The following is a 20,233-nucleotide window of genomic DNA, read 5'->3' as shown; positions in this document are numbered from 1 at the left end:
GCGCTGCTTGCCTCTCTATCTGTTCACGCGCCATGCGCCCTGCCGCAAAACCCCGGTACAGTTTTGCGGAACCGGTGTATGAGGCGCGTGAATGAAGTTTTCGCGCCTCCGCCTTCTTGGTTTCAAGTCCTTCGTCGAACCCGGCGAGTTTGTCATCGAACGCGGCCTGACCGGCATTGTCGGGCCGAACGGGTGCGGCAAGTCGAACCTCGTCGAGGCGCTGCGCTGGGTGATGGGCGAAAGCTCCTACAAGAACATGCGCGCGTCCGGCATGGACGACGTGATCTTTTCCGGTTCGGGCACGCGTCCCGCCCGCAACACCGCCGAAGTCACGCTGTTCCTCGACAACAGCGACCGCTCGGCTCCATCAGCCTTCAACGATGCCGACGAACTGCAGGTGTCGCGCCGCATCGAACGCGAGGCCGGCTCGCTCTATCGCATCAATGGCAAGGAAGCGCGCGCCAAGGACGTGCAGCTTCTGTTCGCCGACCAGTCGACCGGCGCGCGCTCGCCCTCGATGGTCGGGCAGGGCCGTATCGGCGAACTGATCCAGGCCAAGCCGCAGGCGCGCCGCGCGCTTCTCGAAGAGGCCGCCGGCATTTCCGGCCTGCATACCCGCCGCCACGAGGCGGAACTGCGGCTCAAGGCGGCCGAGCAGAACCTCGAACGCCTGGACGATGTCGTCGGAGAGCTGGAAAGCCAGATCGAAAGCCTGAAGCGCCAGGCTCGCCAGGCTTCCCGCTTCAAGAACCTGTCCGCCGACATCCGCAAGGCCGAAGCCACGCTCTTGCATCTGCGCTGGACACTGGCCAAGACGCAGGAAGGCGAGGCGCGTTCGGCGCTGGCTACGGCCACGGCGCTCGTCGGCGACCGCGCCGCCACGCAGATGAACGCGGCCAAGGAGCAGGGCATCTCCGCCCATCGCTTGCCCGACCTGCGCGACGCGGAAGCCGCGGCTGCCGCGGCCTTCCAGCGACTGTCGATCGCCAGGTCGCAGATCGAGGAAGAAGCCGGCCGCATCCGCACCCGTCAGGCCGAACTCGAGCGCCGGTTGCAGCAGTTCGACGGCGATATCGCCCGCGAAGAGCGGATGGTGCGCGACAACGCCGACGTTCTCGAGCGCCTGCGCGCGGAAGAGGCCGCGCTGAACTCCGAAAACGCAGGCGCCGCGGAGCGCGAGGCCACGACCCGCGCGGCATTCGAACAGGCCGCCTCGACGCTTGCGCAAAGCGAAGCCAGGCTCGCCGCGCTGACCGCCGAGCGCGCCGAGGCTGCCGCCTCGCGCCATCAGATCGAACGGACTTTGCGCGAGACCGCGGAGCGGCGTGATCGCTTCGCCCGCCAGCTCGCCGATGTCGACCGCGAATTGTCGGATATCCTCGCCAAGGTGGCCGGCCTGCCGGATCCGGCCGAGAAACGGATCCTGGTCGAACAGGCGCTGGCATTGCTTGAAGAGTCGGAGGCTGCGGTGGCGCAGGCCGAGCAGTCGGTCATCGACGCTCGTGGCGCCGAAAGCGCCGCTCGTCCCCCGCTTCAGGACGCCAGGGCGGAACTGGCCGGGATCGAGACCGAAGCGCGTACGCTGGCCAAGATCCTGAACGCGGCCAGCGGTGATCTTTTCCCTTCCGTGCTGGAGCAGATCAGCGTCGAGCGCGGCTTCGAGACGGCTCTGGGAGCGGCCCTGGGCGAAGATCTCGACGTGCCGCTCGACCGCAGCGCACCGGCGCATTGGGGCGAAAGCGAAATCCAGCCCGGCGACGCCGCGCTTCCGGAAGGGATCAAGAGCCTGGCCAGCGTGGTACGCGCGCCGGCACAACTTGCCCGCCGCCTGGCGCAGATCGGTATCGTCGAGGCCGTTGACGGCCGCCGGTTGCAGGGGCTTCTGGCTCCCGGCCAGCGCCTGGTCAGTCGCGAGGGCGCGCTGTGGCGCTGGGACGGCCTGACCGCCAGCGCCGATGCACCGACCGCGGCGGCACAAAGGCTGGCGCAGAAGAACCGCCTTGCCGAACTCGACGCCGAAGCGGTGCAGGCGACGCTCGTCCTGTGCCAGGCCGAGGAAGCGCTGGCGCAGGCCGAGCAGGCGCTGCGCCAGGCAAGCGAAGCGGAGCGAACCACGCGCCAGGCCGGACGCGACGCCCAGCACCGGCTGGACGCCGCCCGCAATGCGCTGGCCGAGGCCGAAAAGGCCGGGGGTGAACTGTCGAGCCGGCGTGCCGCGCTGGACGAGGCGCGCGCCCGCATCGTCGACAGTCACGAGGAGACGTCGGCGGCTTTCGTCGAAGGCGAGATGTTGTTGCAGGACGCGCCGGATCTCGGCGATCTGCGATTGCAGCTCGAACAATCCTCGGCCAATGTCTCTCGCGACCGCGCCGCACTGGCTGACGCGCGCGCCGTCCATGAAGGCTTGCGGCGCGAAGCCGAGGCCCGCACGCGACGGCTGGACGCTATCGGCGCCGAGCGCAGCAACTGGCTGGTGCGCGCCGAAAACGCCTCGACACAGATCGCCTCGCTCGGCGAACGCAAGGCCGAGGCCGAGGCCGAGCGCGAACGGCTGGCCGACGCGCCCGACGAGATCGACGCCAAGCGTCGTGCGCTGCTGTCGCAGCTCACCGAAGCCGAGACCTTGCGCAAGGCGGCCGCCGACCGGCTGCAGGAGGCGGAGACCAGGCAGGCCGAACTGGACAAGGCGGCCACATCAGCCATCCAGTCGCTGGCCGAGGCGCGCGAAACCCGCGCCCGCGCCGAGGAACGGCTGACGGCGGCGGACGAACGCCGGCTGGAGGTCGAGGCGCGCATCCAGGAAACGCTGAACACGCCGCCGCATCTGGTCATCCGCCACACCGGCCTGGAAGCCGACGATCCGATGCCCGAGATGCCCGAGATCGAACGCCAGTTGGATCGGCTGAAGATCGAGCGCGAACGGCTCGGCGCCGTCAATTTGCGCGCCGAGGAAGAGCAGAAGGAGCTTTCCGATCGCCTGGAGACCATCGTCTCCGAGCGCGAGGACATCATCGAGGCGATCCGCAAGCTCAGACAAGCGATCCAGAGCCTCAACCGCGAAGGCCGAGAGCGGCTGCTGGCCGCTTTCGATGTGGTGAACAGCCATTTCCAGCGGCTGTTCTCGCATCTGTTCGGTGGCGGCACGGCGGAATTGCAGCTGATCGAATCCGAGGATCCGCTGGAGGCGGGGCTTGAAATCCTGGCCCGTCCGCCCGGCAAGAAGCCGCAGACCATGACGCTGCTGTCGGGCGGCGAGCAGGCGCTGACGGCGATGTCGCTGATCTTTGCCGTGTTCCTGACCAATCCGGCGCCGATCTGCGTGCTCGACGAAGTCGACGCGCCGCTCGACGATCACAATGTCGAGCGCTTCTGCAATCTCATGGACGAGATGGCCAAGACCACCGAGACACGTTTCGTCATCATCACCCATAATCCCATCACCATGGCGCGCATGGACCGGCTGTTCGGTGTGACCATGGCCGAGCAGGGCGTCAGCCAGTTGGTCTCCGTCGACTTGCAGGCCGCGGAAGCGATGCGCGAGGCGAGCTGACGCCGAAAGCGCCGCGGCCCGTAGGAGCTGCGCGTTAGGCGTTGCGAAGGATCGTAGCGAAAGGATCGCGGGCGATAAGCCACGGATTTAGGCATCGACTTTCCCGGTTATCGCAAAAGTCGCGGCAAACCCGAACAAGTCCTGGAAGGCGTCAGGCTGAAGCGCGTTGAATACGCGACAGTGCAAAGCCGCCTTTGCCCGACAAGCTCTCTTCCGCCGGCCGGAACATGTCCTCGAAGTCCAGGTCCTGCTCGAAAACCACGCCCCCGACGGTGACGGCCAGGATCTCCTCGGCGCCCTGAGGGGCAAAATAGACCTGCGAGATATTGGCGCGGATACGCTCGCCAACCGTCCTGGCTTCGGCCTCGCTCGTTCCGGGAAGGAAGACGCCGAACATGGACGCGCCTATGCGGCCGACGACGTCTTGCGAACGCACGCCGGACCGGATGGTCGAGGCTATGAGGCGCAAGGCCTCGTCGCCCCAACTCAGGCCGAAGCGCAAATTGATGGCGTTCAGATGTTCAGGATGAATGACCAGGAAGGCGCCCGATCGCTCGCCTGGAACGGAAGGCTTGATCGCCCGTCTCTCGATCAGCGACGTGAAGACCCTGCCGTTCAGGCAACCGGTCAGCGTATCGAAGGTGGCGGCCCTGTTGAGTTCCCGCCGATAGCGACGAATCTCGGCCAGCTTCAGGCCTATGAACACAAAAAGCGGCAGGCAGATCACCAGAGGCAAAAGCGTTGCGGTGATCATGCTGCGCCCGAAAGGCGTCAGCATCTCGCTGAACAACATCAGGTAGTTCAGGGTCAGGGAGACGCACAGGCTGCCTATGGTTCCAAGGAACGCCAACCAGGCGACGTTCTTCCATTCGTGATGGGGCGGGACATCAGCTGCTGCGTTGCTCATCGTCGATCTCCGTTCGAACGCCAAGCATAAGACCGGCAAGTTACGATTTCGGTTTCGAAGAACAATACAATTTGACGCTTCGGGTAGATCGCCAAGCTTTCTGAACAGAGGATGCGGCCCTTTGTGGCGAATCCGGTTGCTGCCGCCTATGGGGGGCCGAAGATTCCCATCTCCGCCGTTCTGGCTGTTGCTTCGGCCTTGCCATAGATGCCGCTCGGCAAGGCCAGCGCCCAGCCATTTGATACGAGCCAGGCGCCGACATCCTGTCTGCCCAGCCTGCATGTCGCCGCGACAGGGAAGCGGTCGACCGCCGGAGGCACGAAACAGGTCAGCGCCCGCCCGCGCATCCAGTTGTTGAAAGCCGCGCGCGCCCGCTGCCCGCAAGGCCAAGCACTATCGTGAAACAGGCAGACCCGGTCGGCCTCGACGCTCTGGGTTCCGCTGATGAACAATTTCCGCCCCATGGAGTCGAAACCAGCCGACGACGTGGCCACTGGACGATACAGCGGTGTTTCCGGCCAGTCCTTGGGCATCGATGGCTTGGGCTGTAAGGCGAGGCCGAGGTCGCCAAGGGGCAGACGAGGTTCCACCCGCTCCATGTCGGATCCCTCGATCTGCGGCGGTGCGATGAGATCCTCGGCAATCTTGCGGGCTGAATTGACGATCGATCGAACCGGGTGTTGCGCGGCTTCATCGCTGACGCCCGGGGCCGGGTCGGTGACGGTCCGTTCGACAGGGAACAAGGTCGCTGCCTTGACCAGCAGCAGGATGCCGACGAGAAGCTCGAGGCTTGCGACCGCGACCATCATGCGAAGGCGCGCCGTTTGTCTCATTAGGCCGACGCGCCCAATTCGCTAGAAACTGGACGTCGATTTGGCAACCAGTTTGAGCGCACCTTTTTCAATCCGGTAAAACGGCATCGAGCGTTCGCTGGATCCATCCGCGCGGAACCTGAACAAGCCGGTCGATCCGCGAAATCCACTCCGGTTCTCGAAAACCTGCCTGTTGAAGCCGTTGGGTCCGGCAGCGCTCGCGATCCCCGCGGTCAGGGCAACCATGTCGTAGGCATAGGCGACATTGGTGTCGGCCTGGTAGTTGAAGGTTGCCTTGAAACGATCCGAAATGGGACCTGTTTCGTGTTGATCGAGCGTCGCGATATAGGCGCCTTCGAAAAGTGGACTGGTCGGGTGCTCCAGCCAGCGGTTCGTGCCAACCACGGAGGTCGATTTTCCGGGAATGCCCTTTGCCTTCAGGGCGAGCAGGATTGGCGACGGATTGCTGTCGCCGCTGGCAACGACCACGGCATCGGGCGCGTCCACCAGCGAACCCATGTCCGCCACCGCCTTTGCCGCGCTGTCGGCGCTCGTATAGGGTATGGTGATCGCCAGTGCGGCTCCATACACGCTGAGGCTGTTGGCGACCCGCTTCTCGACGACATCGGCACCCGCGCCCGCTGGCACCAGCAGGACGAACTTCTTGCCGCCCTTGGCCGCGACCGCGCCAGCTCCCGCAGCCGCGCTGTCCGCCTCGCTGAGGCATACCGCATAGACGCCCGGGCCACCGGCAAAATTGTCCGCAAGAGCCAGAACCACCGGCCGGTTCGAGCCCGACAATTTCGCGACATGCTGCGCCGCCGCCAGTTCGGTCGGACCGATGACCACTTTCGCTCCCGACGTTATGGCCTTTACCGCAAGTTGCTGGGAGTAGGTCGCGTCTCCCCTCGTGTCCTCGATGGTAAGCGTCAGCAGCGGGTTGCCGAGGTCCGTCATCGCGAGCTTGGCGGCGTCGAGCATCTTTCTGCCGTTTTCCCCCTCGGATCCGGAGGCGGACAGCGGCAGCAGCATGGCGACTTTTGTGGGGCCGGTGCCGAGAGACTGCGTTGCCATGCTTGCGTTGGCGACAGCAACCGCAGCGGGCTGATTGGGGGCCTGGATGGCCGCGGGATCGAGCGCGTCGGACACCGCGCCTTTCGACTGGCAGCCGAGCAACGACATAGCCAGCACGGAAGCGACCACGCACGTTCGCAAGCTGTGGACCTGCCGGTCAGATTCCATTTTCTGCCAGCGCGCTTTGGCTCTTGCGGTCAGTTCATGTACTCGACCATGCGGTCGTGAAAACACTCGCACTTGTTGAGCGTGTCTTCGTCCTTGTAGTTGGTCTTCAGGTAGCCGTAAGCCATGCCGCAGGCGACCTTGGCTTCCGAAGCCCAGACGAAGACCGGCCGGGATGAATGGATCCATTCCGGGCTGTCGGCGACGGCGACCGACTCGTCCATCAGCTTCACGACCTGTTTCGTGAGGTCGACCGTGTTGTCGGTCAGCACGAGGTTGGACGTTCCAACGGTGCGGCAATAATCGGCCGTCGGACCTTCGATGATGTCGGCGGCAAAGCCGGTCGATCCAGCCAAGAGCAGCGCCGTGGCCGAAATCAGCAATCTTGAACGAATTTCCATGTAAGCCCCTCTCTCCAATCCCCAATTCATATCTTGCTAATGCATAGCATGGCAGCACAACCCTGCATAAGTGCTAAATCGTGACATGCTGCTGCGTGTGTGTCGCGTCGTCATAGAGGATGTTGATCGTACCGGCTGCGGGTGCGTTCTGCAGTACGGCCACATCCACGAAGTTTGCCGCGTTGCCCGAGCCGCTGGTATCGACGCTTACTGTGCTGGTTGCGCTGTTGTAATGCACATAGTCGGCGATGTTGCCAGCCGGCGCCTTATCGAAAAGCGCCGTCAGGTCGATCTTATCCCCTTCGTTGCCGTGGTAGTCGACGATCAGATCCTTGATGTTCAGATTGTCGATCTTGAACGTGTCGGCCCCCGAAGTGCCGTCGATGGCCACGGACGGCTGCGTCGGGGCAACCAGCGAAGTATTGAGTTCCACCTCGACATAGTTGCCACTCGTGCCGTCGGCCATTTGGAAAGTGCCGTTGCCGGTCACGGTCTGCCCGTCGATTTCGCCGACAGCCGGGTGCGCTACTGTGCTGATGGAGACAATACCGTTGTCTGCGAGGTGCGACAATTCCCCGGCGTCGCTGATGCCGTTGGCATTGGCGTCGTTCCAGATCAGCAGGCTGCTGAACGCCGCGTCGTTGTGGTCGATCACGCCATCGTGGTTGCTGTCGAGCGATGCCAAAGCGGCCGCGCCGCTGGCGAAGTTGCCACCGCCGAAATTCGGCGTGAACAGTTCGGTGCCGTCATTGATCTTGCCATCATGGTTGAGGTCGACAGCCAGCATGCCATCATGGGATGTGTTCCAGGCGAGCTGTTCCTTGGTGCCATCGCCGTTCATGTCGAACTGAACACCGTGGCTGACATCGGAGAAGGCGAAACCATTGTGGTTCAGGTCGAGAATGATGGGGTCGACGGATCCTCCGATGAGGGCGTTCAGGTTCGCTATGGTGACGTTCTGCAGATCGACCAGCGCACCGACTCCGGCATTCGTGGTTGTCTGAGTATAGACATAGGTGTGGTTTACCCCTGAGATCGTTGCCGTGAATGCGAGCGTCGCCCCGGCGTTGCCGATGTCTGTGCCCATGAGATACTGGACAGCCGCGGCGACGCCTGACGTTGTGGTGATAGCCAAGGGCGAGGCGCCGGCATCGGTTCCGAAGAAACTGGCGATGCCATTCGTGACCGAATGAGACTCAACCGTGTCTCCGCCGATCGTCAAGACGGAGTCACCTGCGCCGTCGACGAGGCCGGCTGTGGCAGCCACCAGCGCACCCGGCAGGGTCAGCTTGTCGGTGCCGGCGACGAAGTCGGTGATGATGTCATAGCCGGAAATCGTCCCCGCATTGCCAGATCCGCCTATGACGGGCGTCGACTCCCCAACCCCAATCACGAACGTGTCGGCGCCTCCTCCACCTGTCATCGTGTCCGCGCCCGCTCCGCCGATCAGGGTATCCTTTCCATCGAGGCCCGCGAGTGTATCGTTACCCTGTCCTCCGGATAGGATCGTATCGTGTCCATTGATGCCGGTTAGATGATCGTCGCCATCCTGGCCAAGCAAAATGGTCTTCGCCGCGGTCGCTACGAGATTGTCGACGCCGTTGGTGCCTTCAAGCGTTGTGGCGGTTGGGTACAGATGCGCGGTCACGCTGCCGGCCGATGTATCGCTGTCGCCATCCGTTCCCGTCACCGGGATCTTGATGTCGAACGGGTCAACCGCGTTGGCGGTAGCGAAACTGGCCGAACCAAGCTTGAAGGTTCCTGACGATGCCCCCGAGATCTCGACCGCGCTAAACGGGTCAGAACTGGCCGTGACGGTGAAGGTGTCGCCTTGGTCCAAACCATGAAGCGTGAAAGTGCCGTCGCCATTGTTCGTCAGCGTGGGCGCGGCGCCGCCAGAACCGTTCACAAAAGTCACCGTGATTCCTGCAGCCGTGGTTTCCCCCGAGCCGTCACCGACGAAAACCTTGTCGTCGTCAGCATTTACGGCTCTGATGGTGATATCCACCACGCCATTTGCTTTGGTGATCCCCTGGGTGAAACTCGATACCTCGTAGTGAGTGGTATAGTTGGTTCCGGCGATGGTCCCGTTGGTCGATGCGTTCGTCACGAAGTCGAAACGGATTGTCTCCCCGTTTGTAATGCTCTGGCCGTTACCGACCCCGAAGTTTCCGGTGCTGGTATTGACGTTGTTGGAGCCATTTGCCGTCACCAACAAGTCGTTCGGCGTATCCGGGCTGGTGAGAGCTGTGAAAGCATTCACCTGGTTGTTGCCGCCCGTGGCTGTGGCGCCTGCCGTCGTAAATTGAGATCCGTTGAAGATCGTGCCATTCAAGACAAACGACCAGGTGTCGGTTGCCGGATTGAGTGTGGCGGTGAATCCGAGATCGTTGCCATTCGCCACCGACGATCTTCCCTCGATCGTGTGACCATCCGCGGAGACTTGATAGAACAGCTGCTCCCCGTTGAGGTAGACGTTCGCGCCGCTGACGTCTTGAACGGCGGCACCCGTCGTCACGTTGAACACAACATTTCCGACACCGTCTGCCCCCGCGCCCGGTGCAAAGTTGAGGTGTTCAGTCAGCGCGGTGTGCAATGAGTCCGGCAGACTGATGCTGTCGCCGGCGAAAGGCTGCGGAGTGTCGTCCAGAACCGTCAGGTTGACTGCGCCGGAGACATGATCACCGCTGGTGTCGGTTGCCACCACCTGAAGACCATTGATGGTGATGTTGCCAGAGCCGGCGGTATGCTGGAGCTGATCGGTCAGTGTGGCGGTGACCACAGGAGTCAACGAGCTATTGGCGCCGGCGCTGGTGTTCGATAGCGCTAGATAGATTGATGGTCCGAGGTTGGTGGCACCTTGCATCAGTGTGCCGACAAGCTCGCCCCCGCTGAGTGCCCAGCTGATCGAATATCCAGCGGCCAGACCGGAGACCGTCGGCGCTACCCAGTTCGGATCACCTGTTGGGTTGGCAAAGGCGACGGTGATCGCCTCGCCCGTCGTGGTGAACGTAATCCCGCTGATCGCTTGTGCCGATTCGCCAGGGCTGGTGGGGTTGGTCCCGGTCACCACGCCCGCGTGGAGGTCCGTGGCATCTTGGGTGGTGTCGAGAGCGGCTTCGTTCAACGACAGAGATGCAGTGCCGCCACCCCCGGGAACGGTATTGGTCTGCACGTTCACCGTCACAGTAGCGGTCGATGTGTCGCCGTCACCGTCCTTGATAGTGTAGGTGAACGAGTCCGATCCGACATAGATGCCTGTCGGCGTATAGGTGAATGTTCCGTCGTTGTTGTAAGTGACGGTGCCGTGCACGCCGTTGGTGGTTGTTATCACCCCGGGGGTGGTTGTTGCGACGCCGTCGGCGCCGAAGACATCGTTACCCAGGAGGCCGGTCAGCACTGTAGGCGCGGTGATCGCTGGTGCCCAACTGTCATTATGGGCGGTCGGCACGTCGTCGACGATGTTGATGGTGAGGTTGCCGGCGGGGGCGGTGTCGCCGTCGGCGTCGGTGACGACGACCGCGAAGGAGGTGCTGGTGTTGTCGCCCGAAGTGTTGGTGGTGAGCGTGTAGGCATAGCTGATCGAGCCGATGCCGGTGGCGGCATTGTAGGCATAGCTGGCCGTCATCGAGCCGGTGGCGTCGGTGAAGGTCTGCGGCACGCCGGTCAGCACATGGCCGCCGAGCGAGACGGCCTGGATGCCGTCGGGCGAGGTGAAGCCGATGGTGCCCGATGTGGTCTCGGACGTGTTGGAGTTGTTGTTGGGATTGCCGTCGGCGATCTCGCCGGAGCCGGCCGGCAGCCCGCCATGCGGCGGCAGGCCTGCTTCATAGACGGTGGTCGTCGCGCCGCCCGGCGCCGGGATGCTGTCGGTCGGGGTGGAGTCGCCGATCGAGATGGTCAGCGTGGTGTGCGACAGATCGCCGTCGCCGTCCTTGATGGTGTAGGTGAAGACGTCGTTGACGCCGCCGAGCGAGCCGGCGTTGCGGGTGTAGGAATAGTCGCCGTTGGCGCCGAGTGTCAGGTCGCCATAGGTGCCGTGGATGACGGCACCGATGGTTGCGGCGCTGTCGAGATTGGCATTGGTGGTGCCGGCGGCGACGCCGGCGACGGTTGCGCCGTCGGCGCCGAGCACGTCGACGCCGGCGACCGGCGAGGTGGTGCCGACCGCGGTCAGCACGTTGCCGGCTTCTGCCGTGAACTGGTTGGCGGCGACGCTGTCGGTGTCGGCATTGGCGGTCGGCACGTCGTCGACGATGTTGATGGTGAGGTTGCCGGCGGGGGCGGTGTCGCCGTCGGCGTCGGTGACGACGACCGCGAAGGAGGTGCTGGTGTTGTCGCCCGAAGTGTTGGTGGTGAGCGTGTAGGCATAGCTGATCGAGCCGATGCCGGTGGCGGCATTGTAGGCATAGCTGGCCGTCATCGAGCCGGTGGCGTCGGTGAAGGTCTGCGGCACGCCGGTCAGCACATGGCCGCCGAGCGAGACGGCCTGGATGCCGTCGGGCGAGGTGAAGCCGATGGTGCCCGATGTGGTCTCGGACGTGTTGGAGTTGTTGTTGGGATTGCCGTCGGCGATCTCGCCGGAGCCGGCCGGCAGCCCGCCATGCGGCGGCAGGCCTGCTTCATAGACGGTGGTCGTCGCGCCGCCCGGCGCCGGGATGCTGTCGGTCGGGGTGGAGTCGCCGATCGAGATGGTCAGCGTGGTGTGCGACAGATCGCCGTCGCCGTCCTTGATGGTGTAGGTGAAGACGTCGTTGACGCCGCCGAGCGAGCCGGCATCGCGCACATAGGTGTAGGTGCCGTCGGCATTGAGCGTGAGCATGCCGTAGTCGCCATGGACCTGGGTGCCGACATTGGCGTCGGCGCCGCCCACGGTCGTGCCCTTGGCCACGCCCACGACTCCGCCAGCTGCGTCCTTGCCGTCGGCGCCGAAGACGTCGTTGACGAACACATCGCCGTTGAGCGCGGCATTGCTGCCGGACGGCACGTTGCCGACGTCGGCATTGGCGGTCGGCACGTCGTCAATGATCTGGACTGACAGTGTCCCGGGAGCCGAGATGTCTCCGTCGGTGTCGGTCACCGTCACTGTCATGTCGTCGAAGATGGAATCGGTTCCCGCACCGGGGTGAACCGCGCCATGGACGAGCGTGTAGGTGTAAGTCACCTGCCCGGTGCTGGCGTCGTAGCCGGTGACGGTGAGCGTGTTGCCGAGTGGGGTGGTGATATCGATGGGCGTGGTGCCGCTGTTGGCAAGGGCAGCGCCAGAAATTACCTGGCCGGCGATGGTCAGCGAACCGATACCGTCGGGTGAGGTGATGGTGAATGTGCCTGTGTTGTGTTCAGACGGGTCGCCGTCAGCGCCGGGCGCGGCCAGTTCGCCCGAGCCTTCCGACCCCGAAGTTGCCGGCAGGCCCTTCTCAGAGACAATGGTGTCGCCGCCGTCGACCGCAGGCGTCAGGTCGAGGATCGACGGCGTGTGGTTCGGTGCCAATCCCGCAAACAACTCGCGATGATCCGGCTGCCCAAATTGCAGGTCCGTCGGCGGCAGGAGCGCCGAAAGGCCGAAGCCGTCGCCGATCCCGCCCGCAGGCTGTTCGAAATTGCCACCGGCGCTCGAGGTCGAACCTCCCGGACCCGCCGAGATGGAACCATCCGTGCCGAAGGCGACATCGACATGGCTCGCTTCCAGCGCTGCGATCAAGGCCACGCGCGGCACTTCGACTTCGCCGATGATGAAGGTCGGCACATTCAGGGCACCGTCCTTGATGACGATGACCGAGCCGTCCGCCTGCTCGAGCACGAGGTTGTGACCGTCGACCTTGATGTTGTCGATCGAGACATTGGCGGGAAGCTTTACGACGTTGCTTGCGTCCGCGACGTATTCGTGCGGGGCATTTGCCGCTGGCGGAGCAGCCGCGGGCGCGCCGCCGCCGACATCGACCGGCACAGGCTCGGCCGCGGCCGGTGCTGTTTGAGCCGGAGCGGCCGCTTGCTCGGCCGGCGCGGCCTGGGCCACCGACTGGATCGGGGCCGTCAGGTCGTGGTGATCGTTGGAGACGGAATGCTCGTCCCACGAGTTCGAAACGTTGTCCAATTCAATACTGGTCGCCATAGCTTAAACCCCTCCGGCATTTCCCGGAAAGAGACAGGTGGCGGCTTGACTTTGCAACGGTCCGTCAATCCATTCTATATATTTGGATATGCGTTCGATGACTTTTTTTAACGCTTGGTAAACTGTGAACATATAATCTGTTATATCATGCCTGGAATGCACGGCGCCTTGTCGCGAGTAACGCGAAAAACTTGGTAAATATAAGTATAAATACGTATAAAATTTTACACAAAATAGCAAAATCACTTTGCGGGAAAGTTATCCACCTTCCTTTCCAGTAATTTGAGACAAGATTGGTAGCGTCCACGGTCAAAGGTGGGCGTCATGAAAAAACAAAAGAATGCTCCGGGGAAGCGCGAACTCAAGTTGCTTCTGCTGGCACTGGGGATAGCCGGCTCGGCGCAGCCGGCCCTTGCCGGGCCAGCCGTCAGGGATTTCCTGCCCGAAACAGCACTGCTTGCGACGGTCCAGGCGCCGTCTGGTCTCGGTGGCATTTCGCTGCAAAGGTACCGGCCCTGGCAGCCGGCCGCCCCCTACCGGATCAGCCTCGTCCTGAACGGCTACAGTCCCGTTCCGGCGCAAGACGGGTCCGCCGCCGCGATGGCGCAGGAAGCCAGGGGTGTCGACCCGATTCAGACTGCGTCGATTATCCCGGGGGTGTTCGGATCGGTTGCGCTGTCCATGCGCAATTTTCCGGTTTCGGCGCGCTGGGCACCGGTCTACCAGGCCATAGTCGATTGCACCGCGGGCAGTCCCTGTGATCACGAGAGCCCGGCCTTCGTGGCCATGGTCTCGGCTGCCCAAGGCAAGGGGTTCGTCGAGAAACTGTCGTTCATCAACAGCGGCATCAACCACCTGATCGCCTACAGGAAGGACAGTGTCGTCTATGGCAAGCTCGACTACTGGGCGAAGCCTTCGGAAATCCTCGCCAATCGCGCCGGTGACTGCGAGGACTTCGCAATCCTCAAGATGACGGCGTTGCTGAGGGCCGGCATTCCGGCACGCAGTATGTCGCTCGTCGTTCTCCAGGACCGCAAGCGAGGTTTCTTCCACGCCGTGCTTGCGGTGAGCACCGCAAGCGGCGCTTACATTCTCGACAGTCTCGACAATATGGTGCTCAAGGACAGCGCGCTTCCGGACTATCAGCCCCTATACTCGTTCAGCACCGACCGGGCATGGATCCATGGGTCCAAACCGGGGGCCGCGCAGGTGGCCGACGTCAAGGGCGGTTTCGAAACCGTCGCGCCTGGCGAAGGCGCGCAGATGGAAGTTAAGTAAAGACAACGCGCGGTCGCTTTTTGTCCTGGCCGAATGCCCAGAGCAATTCCTAGGGAAAGCGCTACGCGCCTTTCCCGGGAAAACCGCTACGCACTTCTCCTGGAGTTGCTCTAACCGTTGAAGACAAAAGCCATCAGCAATTCCAGGTCCAGCGCCGGCGCCCGCACCACGTTCAGCTGGCCCCGGTAACGGCGCTCGCCGGCGCCGATCACAAATCCGCTCGCAACGGCAACGTCGCCGTTGGTGTCGAGGCGCGCGAATATATCCGCCACGTTGAGATCCAGCGCCAGCTTCAGGTCCTGCCGCGTGTCTCCGTCGAACGCCGTCGGCAACTGCCGTTTGACCAGTTGCTGGAACGGCGCATTGAACGTCACGATCTTCTTCGTCGATGCCAAGGCGAAAGCCGGCGACGGACAGGCAAGCAGAATGGCGTTTACCGTCCTGATCGACGCAAGCCTGCGCAAATTCAGGTTCTCGTGTCCCAACGCGCGTATGCAGGCCACCCGAATTGCCGAGGTCAGGTTTCCTTTCTCCGCGTGACTTTCGGCGATCTCGTCGACCAGCATGCCGATGGTGCATTTGCGGCTCTCGGCCATCTGTTTCAGCGAAAGCCAGAAAGCCCGTTCCAGACGGATGCCGCGCCTTGTGCCGCCGCGCGCCACGACGCGGAACTCGAGCTCGAAATCGTCTGTCGGGAGCGGCAGAAGCAAACGGTCTTTCGGGGGCGGGGGAGAGATGGCGCTAGCGCTCACTCATTGCCTCCTGACGTGCTTTGTTGATCGGCTTCAGCAGGTAGCTCAGGATCGTCTTGCGCCCGGTCTTGATATCCACGGAACAGATCATGCCGGGGATGATCGAATATGCCTTTCCGTCTCGTTCCAGTGTCGATCTGTCGGTTGAAACGCGCACCTGATAATAGGGTTCGCCCGTCTTCTGATCGACCAGGCTGTCGGCGGTTATGTTGGAAACCTTGCCTTCGATGCCGCCAAAGATCGAGAAATCGTAAGCCGTGACTTTTATCAAGGCATCCTGATCGGGGCGGATAAAGGCGACATCGCGTGGCGAAACACGCGCTTCGACCAGCAATGTCTCGGAAGTGGGGACGATGCCGGCTACGACAGTACCGGGCTGGACGAAGGCGCCGACGGTGTTCAGTTCCATCGTGTTGACGATACCGTCCACCGGAGAACGGATATCCGTTCGCGCGACTTTGTCGGTCGCGCCGCGAATGGTTTCGTCCACCACCGAAAGATCGGCCAAGGCCTGCGTCAGGTCATCGAGTGCTTCCTGCTTCAACTGCAGCCCGAGTTCCTCGACCTGGAGCTGCGCCTCTGTGATCGCCGACTTGGCTTTCTTTATCGTCTCGCCGGCCAGGTTCAATTGGCCGTTGAGTTCGGTTTGCTCCTGCTCGACCTTGAGCTGCTCGGTCCTTGCCATCAGACCTTTCTTGACCATCGCCTCGACCAGCTTCGCCTGCTGGTCGCTCACAGCCAGGTTTTTTGTCAGGCGGTCGACATTGGCGTTCGCCTCGTCGAGTTCTTTTTCGCGCTGGTCGAGGCGCGACTTGAGCACCGACAGCTTGTTGTCGAAGTTTTCGCGCCGGGCAACGAGGAGATTTTGCTCGTTGTCGCAGATTTCCGGCGCCACCGACTGAATGTCCTGCGGACACGGAAACGATCCGGTGATGCTGCCGCTCTGTTCGTATTTGAGCCTGGCGATGCGTGTTTGCAGGGCCCGCGCCTTGGCTTGCTGTTCGCCGAGGCTGGACGTGTTCAAAGTATTGTCGAGACGAATGATGAGGTCGTTCTTCCTGACGACCTGCCCCACCTTGACAGCGATTTCCTGAACGACGCCCGGCTCGCTGGCTTGGATGACCTGGGTCTTGGAGGCCGGTATGACCTTGCCATCGCCACGCGCGATCTCGTCGACCTCGGCGAATGATGACCAAGCGACAAAGGCGACGAAGAGCGCCGCTATGATGAATATGGACGCCGTCGCAAAAAGCGGCGGGCGGTCTTCCCTGGCAAGCATTTCCTACGCCTCGTTATCATATCGGTTTCAGCCCGATATAATTTGTTCATTCAGGAATTCGTTCTCTGCAGCGCCTGAATGACTTGTTCTTTTGGTCCATCGGCAACGATCTTTCCTTGCTCGACAACAATAAGGCGATCAGCCAATTCGAGCATGCTGAAGCGATGCGTCGAGACGATCAGCGTCGTGTCGCGGTCAAATGCTGTCTTGAGTTGTTTGATCAGCTGTCGTTCCGAAGCCAGATCCATCGAGCCGGACGGTTCATCCAGGAAGACGATCTTCGGCTTGGTCAAGAGCAGCCGGGCAATCGCCACCGTCTGTCTCTGCCCGCCGGAAAGATTGGTGCCTCGCTCGCCGACATTCATGTCGTAGCCGCGCGGATGGCGAGAGACGAACTCGTCGACGCCTGCGGCTTTTGCGGCTTCGATAATCTGTTCGTCGGTCGCCTCGGGAGATGCCATGAGCAGGTTCTCCTTCACCGTGCCCGAAAACAGATCGCCAGCTTGCGCAACGATGCCCACTGCGGCGCGCACCTCCGAAGGGTGATACTGGCGGATGTCGATGCCATCCAGCAGCAGCTCGCCGGAACTCGGCAGGAAAAGCCTTCCGATCAGGCGTCCCATCGTCGTCTTGCCTGACCCGATGCGGCCGATGATGCCAATACGCTCCCCCGGCTTCACCGAGAAGTTCAGGCCGGACAGAACCTCGTTTTCCGATCCGGGATAGACGAAGCCGACATTCTTGAACGTCATCGCTCCATTGCGGATCGGGCGATTGACAAAGCCCACCGTGTCCGGCCGGTCCTCCGGCTGGGACATGATGGAATTCACCATTCTCAAGGAGAGCATGGCCTGGCGAAATCTCGACAAGGTGATCGCGATCTGACCGAGTGGAGCCACGGCCCGGCTCGCCAGCATCACCGTTCCGATGATGGCTCCTGTCGAAACGTGCCCTTCCGAAAAGGCATAGGCTCCGGCCACGACCAGGGCGACCGTCACAAGCTGCTGGATGGCCTGGGTGATGTTGCCGGCCGCCGCCGAGAGCTGCTTGATCTTCTCGGAGGTGTTGGCCGCATTCTTCGAATGCTCGCCCCACTTCCTCAGCAAATAGGCTTCGGCGCGCAGGGACTTGATTGTTTCCAGCGTGGAGATGGACTCGACCAGCAAGGCCTGGCGCTGGGATGCTTCGTTCATCGAGGCGGCGACCCGCTTGCCGATGCGACGTTGCGTGACGAGGCCGACGATTACCGACGCCACGAATGCCAAGGCCGGTATGACGACCAACCAGCCGCCGATCGCGTAGATGACCAGCAGGAAGATGAAGACGAAGGCCGTGTCGATGAAGACGCTGATGGTGTTGGAGGTGAAGAACTCCCTGACGAACTCATATTGAGTGACACGGTTGGCATATTCGCCTGTCGAGCCCGGGCGCGCGGACAAGGATGAATTCAGCACCTTCTCGAACAGCAGATACGATATCCGCAGGTCCGCCTTGCGCCCGGCATAGTCGATGAGCGAGGCCCGGGCCGTCTTCAGCAGCAGGTCGAAGAGAATGACGGCGCCGATACCGATCGCCAGCACCCAGAGCGTCGATATCGCCTTGTTCGGCAATATGCGGTCATAGACGTTCATGGTGAAGATTGGCGAGGCGATGGCCAGCAGGTTGATGAAGATCGCCGACAGCACGACCTTCGAATAGGTGCGCCAGAAAGCGCCCATCGTTCCCGTCAGCCAATGGCGCCGTTCGATCTGCTGCGCCGACCCGACCTTCATGCCTTCGGTGGCGTTGGCATAGGTGATCGAGAAGGATACGCCGCCACTGATGTAACTTGCGGCCAGTTCGGATTTGCCGACGGTCGTGCGCCCGTCTTCCTGCGGCGCCGTGAGATACCCGTCGCCGTCGATTTCCGCCAGCAGGGCGATCGGCAACTGACTGACACGGAAGAGAATTGCCGGAAGATCGACGCGGCCGCGCAAGAAGTCGCGATGGTTGAATTCGCGGGTCTCGAGACCGATGCGTTCGGCAAGATGCCTGATCTCGGCGACCTCGATGCGCGTGTCCGAAATCGGCACCCCGGCAAACAGCACGGTCTCCGCGCTCGGCCTGCCGAGATAGGCGGCGACCGCCGAAAAGCAGGCCTTGAATGCCTCCTTGGGCGACAGAATGTTTGGCTGCTGATTCACGACCCGCCCGCCAGGACCCTCAACCCTCGTTACACCGGCTCATTTCTTCCTGACCGGGGCAAGGATGTCGAAGGGTATATCGTTCGTCTGTTCCGACGGGGTCCGGGCATAGGTTTCGGTATCCGCGGTCGCCGGAACAGCAAATTCATCCTTGGCGTAGGCCGTGGCCTGCTTTGGCGGATGGATGTCCATCGTTTTCAGCAACTGCCCGGTCGCCGCCAGAAGCCGATATTGGGCAAAGAGGGATGCGTAGGACGCGGTGTCGGCCAGCGTGGCTGTGTTGAACCGCGTATTCTGCGCATCCAGCACGTCGAGCAGTGAGCGCTGTCCGACCTTGAACTGCTCGCGATAAGAGGCAACCAGCTTCTCGTTGGCTGCGGCTTGCAGCTTCAGGGTCTTTGCCAGGTCGGCTTGCCGGAAGCGGCGATCCCACGACGTGCGAACGGCTTCTTCGATCTCCCGCAGAACCTGATGCAGCCCAAGCCGCTGCTCGCTGGCGCGGCGGATTTGCTCCTGCTCATTCGCCTTGTCGATGCCGCCCCGGTACAGGTTCCAACGCAGCACCAGCCGTGCCTGCAAATCGGACGTGTCTCCATTGTCGCCGTCAATGTCATATCCGGCCCGGGCAGTGCCTTCGGCGACGATCGAAGGGCCGTATTTCGCCCGAGCGGCGTCAACCTGCGAGGCGGCGGCGGCAATATCGCTATTGGCCATGTGGACGCGCGGATTGTTTTCCCGCGCAATGCCCAGCGCGTCGTCCAGGGACCTTGGCAGCGCGGAGGAAACATCGCCTGGCCTCGAAGCATTCGTCAGCGGTTTCCCGACGGTCTTGAAGAAGCGTATCCTCGAGGCCTCGAGTTCCTCGGAGGCTTCCTGCATGCGGGCCTTGGCCGCGAACAAGCGCTCCTCGGCCTGTTGCCTGTCGGCTTCGTTCAACCCGCCGCCTGCTATGCCTTCCCTGATGTCGTGGAGAATCGCTTGATGAAAGCCCAGATTCTTCTTTGCCTCGGCCACGATCGAGCCCTGAAGCATGTATTCCAGGTAATCCTGGACAACCGAAAGTCCGATGAACTCGGATCGCTCCAGCACGCGGAACGAGGCGCCATCGACTCGTGAGGCCTGACGGTTGAGTTCGGCTCGCCTTGCGCCGCTATCATAGAGCGTTTGCGAAACCGTCAGATCGGTCTCCGCGGGATAAAGCGCGTCGTGCTCGATGGAGAGCGCGCGGCGGGTGGAGTTGTCAAGGCGGCGAGCGCCGGTAGATGCCTCCAGGTCGACGCTTGGGAGATACAGCCCCTTTGCCTGCCGCAGCTCGAACTCGATTGCCTCGCGGTTTTCGATGGCCTGGCCGATCTCCGGGTTGGATTCAACCGCAACCGCCATGGCTTCCTTGAGTGTCAGCGCATGCGTGCCCCAGCTCAGCATGGTAGCCGCCATCAAGAGGCCAACGCCCATGGCCTTGGTTGACAGACCTGTCGTTTTCATTTTCCCACCCGCGTTTCCCCGCGCTTTTTAAGAGCGCCCCAGCCGGGCTCGGCGCCTGGCTTTGTCCGCTATCTTACAAAATAACGTGGACGTTTCATTATTAAGCTGTGACTAAATGATAGATTTTGGGCAGACGGCCAGAAAATGTAGCAAAAATGGCACACATTTGAGATGTTGGCGGGATCAAGTGCCGGTGTCGAAACTTGAAGCACCGCAACAAGATATGGAATGTATG

The 20,233-nt window shown here is 62.3% G+C and carries 10 protein-coding genes and 1 pseudogene; 2 read left to right on the top strand and 9 right to left on the bottom strand.

The window, feature by feature from the left end; all coding sequences use genetic code 11:
* The first annotated feature begins 91 nt into the window (after positions 1-91).
* Positions 92-3,550 carry a chromosome segregation protein SMC gene (gene smc / locus FJ970_RS26330; RefSeq protein ID WP_140761053.1) on the top strand — a complete coding sequence of 1,153 codons (3,459 nt, stop codon included), beginning with the start codon at positions 92-94 and terminating at the stop codon, positions 3,548-3,550.
* Positions 3,551-3,701: 151 nt separating this feature from the next.
* Here smc and FJ970_RS26325 read toward each other — a convergent pair whose 3' ends face one another.
* The 5 genes and pseudogenes from FJ970_RS26325 to FJ970_RS26305 all read right to left on the bottom strand — a co-directional run bounded on the left by FJ970_RS26325 (position 3,702) and on the right by FJ970_RS26305 (position 13,021).
* Positions 3,702-4,457, bottom strand: a complete 756-nt coding sequence (locus tag FJ970_RS26325) for a GGDEF domain-containing protein (protein ID WP_140761051.1) — start codon at positions 4,455-4,457, stop codon at positions 3,702-3,704.
* Positions 4,458-4,603: 146 nt separating this feature from the next.
* Positions 4,604-5,266 (bottom strand): thermonuclease family protein, encoded by a 663-nt coding sequence (locus FJ970_RS26320; protein ID WP_140761049.1) that lies wholly within the window; start codon positions 5,264-5,266, stop codon positions 4,604-4,606.
* 1,101 nt (positions 5,267-6,367) lie between these two features.
* Positions 6,368-6,511 (bottom strand): annotated as a pseudogene (locus FJ970_RS33955) (ABC transporter substrate-binding protein); the annotation flags it as partial.
* A 29-nt stretch (positions 6,512-6,540) separates the two neighbouring features.
* Positions 6,541-6,909 (bottom strand): hypothetical protein, encoded by a 369-nt coding sequence (locus tag FJ970_RS26310; RefSeq protein ID WP_140761044.1) that lies wholly within the window; start codon positions 6,907-6,909, stop codon positions 6,541-6,543.
* Between the two features lie 73 nt (positions 6,910-6,982).
* Entirely contained in the window at positions 6,983-13,021 is a 6,039-nt protein-coding gene (locus FJ970_RS26305) for an Ig-like domain-containing protein (RefSeq protein WP_140761042.1), read from the bottom strand.
* Positions 13,022-13,345: 324 nt separating this feature from the next.
* On the opposite strand from FJ970_RS26305, the gene FJ970_RS26300 reads away from it, so the two are divergent.
* Positions 13,346-14,299 (top strand): transglutaminase-like cysteine peptidase, encoded by a 954-nt coding sequence (locus FJ970_RS26300; RefSeq protein WP_140761040.1) that lies wholly within the window; start codon positions 13,346-13,348, stop codon positions 14,297-14,299.
* A 110-nt stretch (positions 14,300-14,409) separates the two neighbouring features.
* Here the strand turns inward: FJ970_RS26300 and FJ970_RS26295 are convergent, their stop codons facing one another.
* The 4 genes from FJ970_RS26295 to FJ970_RS26280 form a co-directional block, all read right to left on the bottom strand.
* A complete protein-coding gene (locus tag FJ970_RS26295; RefSeq protein WP_265336198.1) occupies positions 14,410-14,895 on the bottom strand; it encodes a ribbon-helix-helix domain-containing protein in 486 nt (161 codons plus the stop codon).
* 145 nt (positions 14,896-15,040) lie between these two features.
* Complete coding sequence (locus FJ970_RS26290) at positions 15,041-16,330, bottom strand: HlyD family type I secretion periplasmic adaptor subunit (protein WP_140761036.1); 1,290 nt, start codon at positions 16,328-16,330, stop codon at positions 15,041-15,043.
* A 50-nt stretch (positions 16,331-16,380) separates the two neighbouring features.
* Positions 16,381-18,513, bottom strand: coding sequence for a type I secretion system permease/ATPase (locus FJ970_RS26285; RefSeq protein ID WP_140761034.1), 2,133 nt, complete (start codon positions 18,511-18,513; stop codon positions 16,381-16,383).
* Positions 18,514-18,552: 39 nt separating this feature from the next.
* Positions 18,553-19,998 (bottom strand): TolC family protein, encoded by a 1,446-nt coding sequence (locus FJ970_RS26280; RefSeq protein WP_140761026.1) that lies wholly within the window; start codon positions 19,996-19,998, stop codon positions 18,553-18,555.
* Positions 19,999-20,233: the final 235 nt, after the last annotated feature.

The organism is Mesorhizobium sp. B2-1-8, assembly GCF_006442545.2.
Lineage (GTDB): Bacteria > Pseudomonadota > Alphaproteobacteria > Rhizobiales > Rhizobiaceae > Mesorhizobium.
Note: the sequence above shows the minus strand (reverse complement) of the source record. Positions and strands in the feature narration are given on the sequence as shown.